Origin of the sequence: Achromobacter mucicolens (assembly GCF_029866465.1) — a bacterium.
GTDB classification, from domain to species: domain Bacteria; phylum Pseudomonadota; class Gammaproteobacteria; order Burkholderiales; family Burkholderiaceae_B; genus Achromobacter; species Achromobacter mucicolens.
The window spans coordinates 3,304,031-3,317,163 of record NZ_CP123364.1 but is presented as its reverse complement, the minus strand read 5'-3'; the positions used below and the strand labels follow the sequence as shown (position 1 = coordinate 3,317,163).

Genomic DNA, 13,133 nt, shown 5'->3' with positions numbered 1-13,133 from the left:
GAAAATAGGTCTTTTAATGCAGCCTGTGGTTGAAACCCTCTCCGGCCTGGAGCGCCGTGTTGATCTGGCCGTCTCGGTGGCCGACGTCGAAAAGGAAGTCCAGGCGCAATTGAAGCGCGTGGCTCGGACCGCCAAGGTCCCCGGCTTCCGTCCGGGCAAGGCGCCGCTCGCCATGCTCGAGCGCAGCCATGGTCCCAGCATCCGCTACGACGTGATCAATAGCCAAGTTGGCCGTGCCTTTGAACAAGCCATCGACGGCGCCAAGCTGCGCGTCGCCGGCGCCCCGAACCTCGAGCCCAAGACGGAAGGCGTTTCCGACGACACGCTGGCGTTCACCGCCACGTTCGAGGTCTACCCGGAAGTCGCCGTGCCGGACCTGTCCGCCCTGGCCGTCACCCGCTACGAAACCGCCGTCACCGATGCTGAAGTTCAGCAGACGCTGGACGTGCTGCGCAAGCAACGCGCCACGTTCGAAGCCCGTGAAGGCCGCGCCAGCGCCGACGGCGACCGCGTGACGCTGGACTTTGCCGGCACCATCGACGGCGTGCCGTTCGAAGGCGGCAAGGCCGAAGACTTCCCGTTCGTGCTCGGCCAAGGCCGCATGCTGCCGGAATTCGAAGAAGCCGCGCGTGGCCTGAAGGCTGGCGAAACCAAGGTTTTCCAGCTCAAGTTCCCCGATGACTACCAAGGCGTGGAAGTTGCCGGCAAGACCGCCGAATTCACCATCACCATCAAGGAAGTGGCTGAAGGCGTCCTGCCCGAACTGAACAGCGAATTCGCCAAGTCGCTCGGCCAAGCCGAAGGCGACGTCGAAAAGCTCAAGGCCGACATCCGCAGCAACATCGAGCGCGAAGTGAAGGTCCGTTCGCAAGGCCGCACCAAGTCAAGCGTCATGGACGCCCTGGTCGAAGCCGGCAAGTTTGACGTGCCGAAGGCCCTGGTCGACAACGACGTGCAAGGCCGTATCTCCGCTGCCCGCGAAGAACTGAAGCAGCGCGGCGTGCCCAATGCCGAATCCGTGCCGATCCCGGCCGAAGCCTTCTCGACCGAATCCGAGCGCCGTGTCCGCCTGGGCCTGCTGGTCTCCGAACTGGTCAAGCAAGCTCAGTTGCAAGCCAAGCCGGAACAGGTCCGCGCGCGCATCGAAGAATTCGCCCAGAACTACGAACAACCCGCCCAGGTTGTCAGCTATTACCTGGCAGACCGCCAGCGTCGTGCTGAAATCGAGGCTATCGTGCTTGAAGACAACGTCGTCGCGCACGTGTTGGAAAAGGCCAAGGTCACCGATGAAAAGGTGCCTTTCGATCAGTTGATGGGGATGGCGTAACACTATGCAGAGATTCACCGATTTCTATGCGGCAATGAATGGCGGGTCTTCGGTGACCCCCACCGGCCTGGGCTACATTCCCATGGTGATCGAGCAGTCGGGGCGCGGCGAGCGTGCCTACGACATCTATTCGCGTCTGCTCCGCGAACGGCTCATTTTCCTGGTGGGGCCGGTGAACGACGCCACGGCCAACCTGGTCGTGGCTCAGTTGCTGTTCCTGGAATCGGAGAATCCTGACAAGGACATTTCCCTGTACATCAACTCGCCTGGCGGGTCGGTGTACGCGGGAATGGCCATTTTTGACACCATGCAGTTCGTCAAGCCGGACGTGTCCACCCTGTGCACCGGCCTTGCGGCCAGCATGGGCGCGTTCCTCTTGGCGGCTGGCAAGAAGGGCAAGCGTTTCACCCTGCCCAACTCGCGCATCATGATCCACCAGCCCTCGGGCGGCGCCCAAGGGCAGGCCTCCGACATCCAGATCCAGGCTCGCGAAATCCTGGACCTGCGCGAGCGCTTGAACCGCATCCTGGCCCACAACACCGGGCAGAGCATGGAGCGCATCGAGCTGGATACGGAACGTGACAACTTCATGTCGGCCGAAGATGCGGTATCGTATGGACTGGTGGACAAGGTCATGGCCTCCCGGTCCGAAGGCTGACTTCCCGGTTGATCCAGACCCGCTGCCATCATGTTTGAGTAAGCGCATGCGCTAGGCCATGTACCCGGCCTGGCGCATCTTTACCTGAGATACGAAAGAAATATGCCTGAAAAAAAGGGATCGGCAGACGCTAAGGTGCTGCATTGCTCGTTTTGCAATAAAAGCCAGCACGAAGTCCGCAAGCTGATCGCGGGTCCGTCGGTATTCATCTGCGATGAATGCATCGACTTGTGCAACGACATCATCCGCGAAGAGGCGCAGGCCACCGCGCGCGCGGCGATTCGTTCCGAGCTGCCCACTCCGGCTGAAATCAAGACTTTCCTCGACCAGTACGTCATTGGGCAAACGTCGCCCAAGCGCATGCTGGCCGTGGCCGTCTACAACCACTACAAGCGCATTCGCCACGGCGAGATCAAGGGCGACGAAGTCGAGCTCTCCAAGAGCAACATCATGCTGATCGGGCCCACCGGCTCCGGCAAGACGCTCCTGGCCCAGACGCTGGCTCGCATGCTGAACGTGCCTTTCGTCATGGCCGACGCCACCACGCTGACCGAAGCGGGCTACGTGGGTGAAGACGTCGAAAACATCATTCAGAAGTTGCTGCAGAACTGCAACTATGAAGTCGAAAAGGCCCAGCGCGCCATCATCTACATCGACGAGATCGACAAGATCTCGCGCAAGTCCGACAACCCGTCCATCACGCGCGACGTGTCGGGCGAGGGCGTGCAACAGGCCTTGCTCAAGCTGATCGAAGGCACGGTGGCGTCGGTTCCCCCGCAGGGCGGCCGCAAGCATCCGAACCAGGACTTCGTCCAGGTCGACACCACCAACATCCTGTTCATCGTCGGCGGCGCCTTCGACGGGCTGGAAAAGGTCATCCGCGACCGTACTGAAAAGTCGGGTATCGGCTTTTCGGCGTCGGTACGTGCCAAGTCTGAACGTGGCGTGGGCGAACTCTTCTCCGAAGTGGAGCCCGAAGACCTCATCAAGTTCGGTCTCATTCCCGAACTGGTCGGTCGTCTGCCCGTGGTCGCGACGCTGGACGAGCTGGACGAAGCCGCACTGGTCCAGATCCTGACCGAACCCAAGAACGCCTTGCTCAAGCAGTTCCAAAAGCTGTTCGCCATGGAAGGCGCCGAGCTCGACGTGCGCCCGGCTGCGCTCAAGGCCATCGCCCGCAAGGCGCTGCGCCGCAAGACGGGTGCCCGCGGCCTGCGTTCCATCATTGAACAGGCACTGCTCGACACCATGTATGACCTGCCTTCCCAGGGCAACGTCAAGCGCGTGGTCCTCGACGAAAACGCCATCGAAGGCGAGGGCAAGCCCCTGCTGATCTACGCGGATGAAAATGCCGCGCCAGAGAAGCCGGAGCGCGGAGAAGTCCGCGACGCCGCCGCCTGATATTTCAAAAAAGCCCGTTCTAGTAACGGGTTTTTTTACCTAGGGCGCGCCTACATCCCCGATCGCACTTTTCAGCCGCCCGACATGGCCGCATACTGAAGGCGGTTCCAGGGCCTTTTTGGGGCCTTTTGGTGATCCAGGCGGCCGAGATCTTGAATTTTCGGCTATTGTTCCCATAACAGACGTAATTGACGAGTTTGCTCGGGTATTACCCGGGTGCCCCGTCCCCATACGCCGAGTCATACCGAGGAACCTCATATGTCTGCCAGCCAGACCCTGCCTTCCGACCCGATCGACCTTCCCCTGCTGCCGCTGCGCGATGTCGTAGTGTTCCCGCACATGGTCATCCCGCTGTTCGTCGGCCGACCGCGCTCCATCCGCGCGCTCGAGGTCGCGATGGAAGCGGGCAAAAGCATCATGCTGGTGGCCCAAAAGTCCGCCGGCAAAGATGACCCCACGCCTGAAGACGTCTACGAGATCGGCTGCGTCGCCGGCATCCTGCAGATGCTCAAGCTGCCTGACGGCACCGTAAAGGTGCTGGTCGAGGGTACGCAGCGCGCCCGCATCAACTCCATCGAAGACGCCGATTCGCACTTCACCTGCCAGGTGTCGCCGATCGAACCGGACGCCATGCAGGGCTCCGAAACCGAAGCCTTGCGCCGCGCCATCGTTGCTCAGTTCGAGCAATACGTAAAACTCAACAAGAAGATCCCGCCCGAGATCCTCACCTCGCTGGCTGGCATCGACGATGCTGGCCGCCTGGCTGACACGATCGCCGCGCATCTTCCCCTGAAGCTCGAGCAAAAGCAGAAGATGCTCGAGATCACGGGCACCTCTGAACGCCTCGAAGGTCTGCTCACGCAACTCGAAACCGAAATCGACATCCTCCAGGTCGAGAAGCGGATTCGCGGCCGCGTGAAGAAGCAGATGGAAAAGAGCCAGCGCGACTACTACCTGAATGAGCAGGTCAAGGCCATTCAGAAAGAGCTGGGCGAAGGCGAAGAGGGCGCGGACATCGAAGAGCTTGAAAAGAAGATCATCGCTGCCCACATGCCCAAAGAGGCGCGCAAGAAGGCCGATGCCGAGCTCAAGAAGCTCAAGCTCATGTCGCCCATGTCGGCCGAAGCCACGGTGGTGCGCAACTACATCGATACGCTCATCAATCTCCCCTGGAGAAAGAAAAGCAAGATTAACAACTCGATCAGCAACGCCGAAACGGTGCTGGACAACGACCACTACGGTCTCGAAAAGGTCAAGGAACGGATCCTCGAGTATCTTGCCGTGCAACAGCGCGTGGACAAGGTGAAGGCGCCGATCCTGTGCCTGGTCGGCCCTCCGGGCGTCGGCAAGACCTCGCTGGGTCAGTCGATCGCCAAGGCCACGAACCGCAAGTTCGTGCGCATGGCCCTGGGCGGCGTCCGTGACGAGGCCGAGATCCGCGGCCACCGCCGTACGTATATCGGTTCCATGCCCGGCAAGATCGTGCAGAACATGTCGAAGGTCGGCGTGCGCAATCCCCTGTTCCTGCTTGATGAAATCGACAAGCTGGGCATGGATTTCCGCGGCGATCCCTCGTCGGCCTTGCTCGAAGTGCTGGATCCGGAACAGAACCATACGTTCCAGGACCACTACATCGAGGTCGATTTCGATCTGTCGGACGTCATGTTCGTGGCGACCAGCAACACGCTGAACATTCCGCCGGCGCTGCTGGACCGCATGGAAGTGATCCGCCTGTCGGGTTACACCGAGGAAGAAAAGATCCACATCGCCCGCGACCATCTGCTGCCCAAGCTGATGAAGAACAACGGCGTGAAGGATACCGAGCTGACCGTGGACGACAGCGCGCTGCGCGATATCGTGCGCTACTACACCCGCGAAGCCGGTGTCCGTGCGCTCGAACGCGAAGTCGGCAAGATCTGCCGCAAGGTCATCAAGCAATTGCTGACCCAAAGCGATCGCGCCAAGGCCGAGGGCAAGACGCCGGAGGTCAAGGCGGTCAACGTCACGGCCGACAACCTCAGCGACTACCTGGGCGTGCGCCGCTACGCGTTCGGCATGGCCGAAAAGGAAAACCAGATCGGCCAGGTGACCGGCCTGGCGTGGACAGAAGTCGGCGGCGACCTGCTGACGATCGAAGTCGCGGACATGCCCGGCAAGGGCGTCATCCAGCGCACGGGTTCGCTCGGCGATGTGATGAAAGAGTCGGTCGAGGCGGCGCGCACGGTTGTGCGTTCGCGGGCTCGCCGTCTGGGCTTTGCCGATAGCGTCTTCGAAAAGCACGACATGCACGTGCACGTGCCGGAAGGCGCAACGCCCAAGGACGGTCCGTCCGCGGGTATTGCGATCACCACCGCCATGGTCTCGGCGCTGTCGCGCATTCCGGTGCGCGCCGACGTCGCCATGACGGGCGAGATCACGCTGCGTGGTGAAGTCCTGCCGATCGGCGGTCTGAAGGAAAAGCTGCTGGCCGCCCACCGCGGCGGTATCAAGACGGTTCTGATCCCGGAAGAAAACGTCAAGGACTTGGCGGAGATCCCGGATAACGTCAAGAACCACCTTGAGATCGTGCCGGTCCGCTGGATCGACAAGGTGCTGGAACTGGCCTTGGAGCGTCTGCCGGAGCCCCTGGCCGAGGAAGAAGCCGTCAAGGAGCCGCTGGTTGCCAAACCTGCGGAACCTGGCTCGACCGACCCGGTGATGAAGCACTGATGGCGTCTTGAACGCCGGGGCGCCCTCGAAAGAGGGTGCCCGAAGCCGAAAGGCGTCACCAGATCTTGTTGACGCCCGAAAGCAAAAAACCCCGCTCTCTGAGCGGGGTTTTCTTTTTGGTGGGCTTGCCTGCCAGTTTGGCCGGGTGGGGTGGGAGCGCCCGCCAGAGAACTGCAGCCTAGTGCAGCGCTTGCGTGCGGATGAGACCCACCGCAATGCCTTCCAGCGCAAATTCCTGATCGGCCTTGACCACGATCGTTTCGAAGTCGGGGTTTTCAGGCAGTAGTTCGATATGGCCGTTCTGGCGTTGGAGCCGCTTGACCGTGACGTCGTCGCCCAGACGGGCCACCACGATCTGGCCATTGCGCGCTTCAGACGCCTTCTTGACGGCCAGCAGATCGCCTTCGAGGATGCCCGCGTCGCGCATGCTCATGCCGCGCACCTTCAGCAGGTAGTCGGGGGCTTGTGCGAAAAGGCTGGGATCCACGCCAACTTCGCGCTCGACGTGCTCGGCAGCAAGGATGGGGCTGCCAGCTGCCACGCGGCCGACCAGCGGCAGGAGAAGCTGGGCGAGCGCGGGGATGGGAAGCGACGATTGCACCGGCGCGGCGGCGGCATCTTTGAGCCGGATGCCGCGTGAGGCGCCAGCCGTGAGTTCGATGGCCCCCTTGCGTGCCAATGCCTTGAGGTGGTCTTCTGCGGCGTTGGGAGAGCGAAAACCCAAGGCCTGGGCAATTTCGGCGCGGGTCGGCGGAAAGCCGGTGCGCGCGACCGTTTGCCTGATGAGGTCCAGGATTTGTTGTTGGCGATCCGTGAGTTTGCTGGCCATGGCGATGATCCGGTGTGAACGGACTGTACATATATACAGCGCCATTCTGGGGGACGTAGCGCAAAAAAGCAAGCGGGGCACGATGCCAATAAAAACGGGACCCGAAGGTCCCGTTTCGACTGCTGACGGCGCACTGCCGACGTGATTTACAGCACGGCTGCGATGCCGGCTGCCACCTTGTCGATGTTGCCGCTGTTCAGCGCGGCCACGCAGATGCGGCCGCTGGACACGGCGTAGACGCCGTGTTCTTCGCGCAGGCGGTCCACTTGGGCGGCGGACAGGCCCGAGTACGAGAACATGCCGCGTTGCTTGAGCACGAAGCTGAAGTCCTGCTTGCCGCCGTGTTCCTTGATCTTGTCGACCAGTTGAGCACGCATCAGGCGGATGCGATCACGCATGCCGGCCAGTTCTTCTTCCCACAGGGCAAACAGCTCGGGCGTGTTCAGCACCGTCGAGACGACCGTGCCGCCGTGCGTGGGCGGGTTCGAATAGTTGGTGCGGATGACGCGCTTGAGCTGGCTCAGCACGCGCGTGGCTTCGTCCTTGCTGCCGGCGACCACGGTCAGCGCGCCGACGCGCTCGCCGTACAGCGAAAACGACTTCGAGAACGACGAGCTGATGAACATGGTCATGTCCATGTCGGCGAACAGGCGCACGACTGCAGCGTCTTCCTTGAGGCCGTCGCCGAACCCTTGGTAGGCGATGTCCAGGAACGGGACCAGGTTGTTTTCCTTCACGACGGCGGCGATCTGCTTCCACTGGTCGGCGGTGGGGTCAGCGCCGGTGGGGTTGTGGCAGCATGCGTGCAGCACGACGATGGTCTTGGCGGGCGCGGCCTTCAGGTCGGCCAGCATGGCTTCGAAGTTCAGGCCACGGGTGGCGGCGTCGTAGTAGGCGTACGTGCCGACTTCAAAGCCGGCGCGTTCGAACAGCGCGCGGTGGTTTTCCCAGCTGGGATCGCTGATCAGCACCTTCGAGCCCGGCAACAGCTGGCGCAGGAAGTCGGCGCCGATCTTCAGGGCGCCGGTGCCGCCCAGGGCTTGCGTGGTCAGCACGCGGCCTGCGGCGGCCAGTGCGGAGTCCTTGCCCAGGAGCAGGGCCTGCGCACCGGCGTTGTAGCCGGCAATGCCTTCGATCGGAAGATAGCCGCGGGCGGCAGCGGCTTCGATGCGGGCGGTTTCGGCCTTGCGCACTGCGCCCAGGAGCGGGATCCGTCCCTGATCATCGTAATACACGCCCACGCCCAGGTTCACTTTACCGGGGCGGGTATCCGCGTTGTATTGTTCGTTCAGACCAAGAATGGGGTCGCGCGGCGCGAGCTCGACGGAATCGAAAAGGGTGCTCATGGGACTCTGATGAGGTGGGTGGACGCAGTACGAGGTGCTGTGGATAATGGGGGGTTTACCCTGGAACAGTCTAGCATGCCTAAGAGCGCAATAGACCCAAGCGCGGGGGCTCCCGCAGCAGGTCCGGGATTCGTCGATTTCCCTGACAGCCCCTTTCATCTCTACCAACCCTATCCGCCGGCGGGAGACCAGCCCACGGCCATCGCAGGGCTGACCCAGGGTGTCGAAGACGGCCTCATGTACCAGACGCTTCTGGGCGTGACCGGGTCGGGCAAGACCTACACCATGGCCAACGTCATTGCGCGCATGGGCCGTCCGGCGCTGGTGCTTGCGCCCAACAAGACGCTGGCCGCGCAGCTCTACGCCGAAATGCGCGAGTTCTTCCCGAAGAACGCGGTCGAGTACTTCGTTTCTTACTACGACTACTATCAGCCCGAGGCCTACGTGCCGACGCGCGACCTGTTCATTGAGAAGGATTCGTCCATCAACGAACACATCGAGCAGATGCGGCTGTCGGCCACCAAGAGCCTGCTCGAGCGCCGCGACACGATCATCGTGGGCACCGTGTCGTGCATCTACGGTATCGGCAACCCCGGCGACTATCACGCGATGGTGCTGATCCTGCGTGCGGGGGACCAGATCGCCCGGCGCGAGATCCTCGCGCGCCTGGTCGCCATGCAGTACACCCGCAACGACGCGGAGTTCACGCGCGGGGTGTTTCGCGTGCGGGGCGAAACCATCGATATCTTCCCGGCGGAAAGCGCCGAGCTCGCGTTGCGCGTGACGCTGTTCGACGACGAAATCGAAAGCCTGGAATTGTTTGACCCGCTGACTGGCCGTATCCGCCAGAAGCTGCCGCGCTTCACTGTCTATCCCGGTTCGCACTATGTGACGCCGCGCGACACCGTGCTGCGCGCCATCGAAACCATCAAGGAAGAACTGCGCGAACGCGTCAAGCGCTTCGTTGACGACGGCCATCTGGTCGAGGCGCAGCGTCTGGAGCAGCGCACCCGCTTCGATCTGGAAATGCTGCAGGAGCTGGGATTCTGCAAGGGCATCGAGAACTACTCGCGCCATCTGTCCGGCGCCGCGCCGGGCGAGCCGCCTCCGACCCTGATCGACTACCTGCCGTCCGACGCGCTGATGTTCATCGACGAAAGCCACGTGACCATCGGCCAGCTTAGCGCCATGTATCGCGGAGACCGGTCGCGCAAGGAAACGTTGGTGCAGTACGGTTTTCGTCTGCCGTCCGCGTTGGACAACCGCCCGCTCAAGCTCGAAGAGTTCGAAGCGCGGATGCGCCAATGCGTGTTCGTTTCGGCAACGCCGGCCGCGTACGAACAAGAACATGCGGACAACGTCGTGGAGCAGGTGGTGCGCCCCACGGGGCTGGTCGATCCACTCGTGCAGGTGCTGCCCGCCCGCACGCAGGTGGACGATCTGCTCGGGCAGATCAAGGCGCGTGTCTCGCAAGGAGATCGCGTGCTGGTCACGACGCTCACCAAGCGCATGGCCGAAGACCTGACCGACTTTCTGAGCGAGCATGGCGTGAAGGTGCGCTATCTGCACTCGGACATCGATACGGTAGAGCGCGTCGAAATCCTGCGCGACTTGCGCCTGGGCACGTTCGACGTGCTGGTGGGCATCAACCTGCTGCGCGAAGGGCTGGACATTCCCGAAGTGTCGCTCGTGGCCATTCTGGACGCCGACAAGGAAGGCTTCCTGCGTTCGGAGCGCAGCCTGATCCAGACCATCGGCCGCGCGGCGCGCAACCTCAATGGTCATGCGATCCTCTATGCCGACCGGATCACGGACTCGATGAAGCGCGCCATGGATGAAACCGCCCGCCGGCGCACCAAACAGCTGCAGTTCAACCTCGACAACGGCATCACCGCTCGCGGTGTGCAGAAGGCCGTGCGCGAGCTGATCGACGGCATCGTGGCGCCCGCCCAGCATGACACGCTGGAGGCCGCAGTGCCCGCCGAACTGCTGAAGGACGAAAAGGCGCTGGCCCGCGAGATCAAGCGCCTGGAAAAGCTGATGATGGATCACGCGCGCAACCTCGAATTCGAGCAGGCGGCCGCAGCTCGGGATTCTCTCAATGCGCTCAAGCAGCGGGTGCTGCTCGATGGGGCGGTGTAGCGGGATATGGATGTTTCAATTCATGTCCAGACGCTTACTGCTTCCTGAATAGCCGCAAGAAGTGGTGCGTTGCAATCATGGTGTAACCATTCGGGAATTTTGCGCCGTTTGCATCTCAATGGTTACCTGAATATAAGCTTGCAAGCCCATGATTTTGTTGTAGTTATGCCGGCCTCTGATTTGCGCTGCGTCAATTGCGCGGGCGCAAAAAAAGCTTGCCTTATCTCGGGTTTTCCCGCACACTTGCTTCCATGATGACCAAGGTACTTTTCGTTTGCATGGGCAATATCTGTCGCTCGCCGAGCGCAGAGGGCGTATTTCGCCATTTGGTGAATGACGCGGGTTTGGGCGATGTCGTTCGCATCGACTCCGCGGGTACGCACGCGTTTCATATTGGCGAGGCGCCTGATGCCCGGGCGCAGGCTGCAGCTCGCAAGCGCGGCTACGAGATCACTCACTGCGAGGCGCGTCAGGTCACCGCGGAGGATTTCCGTGATTTCGATCTGATCCTCGCCATGGACTGGGACAATCTGTCCGCCATGCAGCAGCAATGCCCCAAGGCATACCAACACAAGCTGATGCTGCTGATGCGCTTCGCCAATGAATTCGAAGAAGCCACCGTGCCCGATCCTTACTACGGCGGCGCTGACGGCTTCGGCAAGGTTCTGGATTACCTGGAAGATGCCTGTCAGGGCGTCCTCGAATTGGTCCGCAAGCGCGCTACCCAGTACCAGGCTGCCTGATTGCATGGTCGTGGAGCCGCTCGCAGAGCGGCTCTTCAGGTATAAGGCAGTGAAAAACCGCGCAGATGCGCGGTTTTTTGTAGCCCGGAGCCATACCAAATTAGTCGGGAATAAGCTATACTTGAGCCAATTACTCGGGTATTGACCGCTGGATTCGCTGGCGGCCACTGCCGGAATCACAGGGAACTCACCATGCGGCTAACTACCAAAGGGCGTTTCGCCGTGACTGCCATGATCGACCTGGCTATGCGGCAGCATAGCGGTCCGGTCACTCTTGCGGCCATCAGCCAGCGTCAGAACATTTCGCTTTCGTATCTTGAACAGCTTTTCGGCAAGCTCCGCCGTCACGAGCTCGTGGACAGTGTCCGCGGCCCGGGCGGCGGTTATTCGCTTGCGCGTCTGGCGCGCAACGTGACGGTCGCGGACATCATCTTCGCCGTCGACGAACCGCTGGATGCGACCAGCTGTGGTGGCAAGCGGGACTGTACGAGCGGCAACGACGGCAAGCCGGGCAAGTGCATGACGCACGAACTCTGGGCGACGTTGAATCGCAAGATGGTGGATTACCTGGATTCGGTGTCCCTGCAGGATCTCGTTGATCAGCAGCGTGTGCGCCAACTGCAGGAAGCCACCAATCAAGCGCAGGCCTGCGCAGTGCGTGTGAACCGGGTGGGAGGCGCGACCGCCGCCAACGCCCCGACCACGACTGTGGCTGCCAACGCCACCGTATAAGAAGCATCAGGAGTTGTAGAAATGACCACCCGTCCGATCTATCTGGATTATTCGGCCACGACGCCTGTCGACCCCCGTGTCGTCGACGCCATGGTGCCCTGGCTGTACGAGAACTTTGGCAACCCGGCCTCGCGCAGCCACGCGTTTGGCTGGGAGTCCGAAGAGGCCGTCGAACGCGCCCGCGAAGAAGTCGCCAAGCTGGTCAATGCCGACCCGCGCGAAATCGTCTGGACCTCCGGCGCCACCGAATCCGACAACCTGGCCATCAAGGGCGCAGCCAACTTCTACGCCGAACGCGGCAAGCACATCATCACGGTCAAGACCGAGCACAAGGCTGTGCTCGACACCTGTCGTGAACTGGAACGCCAAGGCTTTGAAGTCACGTACCTGAACGTCAAGGACAACGGCCTGATCGACCTGGATGTCTTCAAGGCTGCGCTGCGTCCCGACACCGTGCTCGTGTCGGTGATGATGGTGAACAACGAAATCGGCGTGATCCAGGACGTGGAAACGCTGGGCGAAATCTGCCGCGAAAAGGGCATCATCTTCCATGTGGACGCCGCTCAGGCGACCGGCAAGGTGGAAATCGATCTGCAAAAGCTGAAGGTCGACCTGATGTCGTTCTCGGCCCACAAGACGTACGGCCCGAAGGGCATCGGTGCGCTGTATGTGCGCCGCAAGCCGCGTATCCGCATCGAAGCGCAGATGCATGGCGGTGGCCATGAGCGCGGTTTCCGCTCGGGCACGCTGGCCACGCATCAGATCGTCGGCATGGGCGAAGCGTTCCGTCTGGCCCGCGAAGAAATGGGCACCGAGAACGAGCGCATCCGCATGCTGCGCGACCGCCTCTGGAAGGGGTTGTCCGAAATCGAAGAGGTCTACCTCAACGGCGACATGGACCAGCGCGTGCCGCACAACCTGAACGTCAGCTTCAATTACGTCGAAGGCGAGTCCCTGATCATGGCGATCAAGGAACTAGCAGTGTCCAGCGGTTCGGCTTGCACGTCCGCCAGCCTGGAGCCCTCGTACGTGCTGCGCGCCCTGGGCCGCAACGATGAGTTGGCGCACAGCTCGATCCGCTTCACGCTGGGTCGATTCACGACCGAAAAGGAAGTGGACTTTGCGGTCGAACTGATCAAGAGCCGGGTTGGCAAGCTGCGCGATATGTCGCCGCTGTGGGAAATGGCCAAGGAAGGCATCGACTTGAACACCGTGCAGTGGGCCGCGCACTAAGCGCCCGCGCCTC

Annotated in this window: 10 protein-coding genes; 8 read left to right on the top strand and 2 right to left on the bottom strand. The window is 61.8% G+C overall.

Annotated elements, in window-relative coordinates; genetic code table 11:
- Nucleotides 1-16: 16 nt before the first annotated feature.
- The 4 genes from tig (at nt 17) to lon (ending at nt 6,095) form a co-directional block, all read left to right on the top strand.
- Nucleotides 17-1,327 carry a trigger factor gene (gene tig, locus QEP15_RS15095; protein ID WP_056318847.1) on the top strand — a complete coding sequence of 437 codons (1,311 nt, stop codon included), beginning with the start codon at nt 17-19 and terminating at the stop codon, nt 1,325-1,327.
- Between the two features lie 4 nt (nt 1,328-1,331).
- Nucleotides 1,332-1,985 carry an ATP-dependent Clp endopeptidase proteolytic subunit ClpP gene (gene clpP / locus QEP15_RS15090; RefSeq protein WP_056318852.1) on the top strand — a complete coding sequence of 218 codons (654 nt, stop codon included), beginning with the start codon at nt 1,332-1,334 and terminating at the stop codon, nt 1,983-1,985.
- Between the two features lie 102 nt (nt 1,986-2,087).
- Entirely contained in the window at nt 2,088-3,386 is a 1,299-nt protein-coding gene (gene clpX, locus QEP15_RS15085; protein ID WP_056318854.1) for an ATP-dependent Clp protease ATP-binding subunit ClpX, read from the top strand.
- Between the two features lie 258 nt (nt 3,387-3,644).
- Nucleotides 3,645-6,095 (top strand): endopeptidase La, encoded by a 2,451-nt coding sequence (gene lon, locus QEP15_RS15080; RefSeq protein WP_056318855.1) that lies wholly within the window; start codon nt 3,645-3,647, stop codon nt 6,093-6,095.
- Between the two features lie 178 nt (nt 6,096-6,273).
- Here lon and lexA read toward each other — a convergent pair whose 3' ends face one another.
- Nucleotides 6,274-6,924 carry a transcriptional repressor LexA gene (gene lexA, locus QEP15_RS15075; protein ID WP_062840730.1) on the bottom strand — a complete coding sequence of 217 codons (651 nt, stop codon included), beginning with the start codon at nt 6,922-6,924 and terminating at the stop codon, nt 6,274-6,276.
- Between the two features lie 146 nt (nt 6,925-7,070).
- Nucleotides 7,071-8,270 carry an amino acid aminotransferase gene (locus tag QEP15_RS15070; RefSeq protein WP_056318860.1) on the bottom strand — a complete coding sequence of 400 codons (1,200 nt, stop codon included), beginning with the start codon at nt 8,268-8,270 and terminating at the stop codon, nt 7,071-7,073.
- A gap of 75 nt (nt 8,271-8,345) precedes the next feature.
- Between QEP15_RS15070 and uvrB the strand changes: the two genes are divergently transcribed.
- The 4 genes from uvrB (at nt 8,346) to QEP15_RS15050 (ending at nt 13,120) form a co-directional block, all read left to right on the top strand.
- Nucleotides 8,346-10,412: an excinuclease ABC subunit UvrB gene (gene uvrB / locus QEP15_RS15065; protein ID WP_152384763.1), complete on the top strand. Its 2,067-nt coding sequence runs from the start codon at nt 8,346-8,348 to the stop codon at nt 10,410-10,412.
- Nucleotides 10,413-10,663: 251 nt separating this feature from the next.
- A complete protein-coding gene (locus QEP15_RS15060; RefSeq protein WP_006386176.1) occupies nt 10,664-11,155 on the top strand; it encodes a low molecular weight protein-tyrosine-phosphatase in 492 nt (163 codons plus the stop codon).
- A gap of 192 nt (nt 11,156-11,347) precedes the next feature.
- Nucleotides 11,348-11,887 carry a Fe-S cluster assembly transcriptional regulator IscR gene (gene iscR, locus QEP15_RS15055; protein ID WP_056318865.1) on the top strand — a complete coding sequence of 180 codons (540 nt, stop codon included), beginning with the start codon at nt 11,348-11,350 and terminating at the stop codon, nt 11,885-11,887.
- Nucleotides 11,888-11,908: 21 nt separating this feature from the next.
- The gene (locus tag QEP15_RS15050; RefSeq protein ID WP_056318868.1) at nt 11,909-13,120 is read left to right on the top strand and encodes an IscS subfamily cysteine desulfurase; all 1,212 of its coding nucleotides are present in this window, start codon (nt 11,909-11,911) and stop codon (nt 13,118-13,120) included.
- Nucleotides 13,121-13,133: the final 13 nt, after the last annotated feature.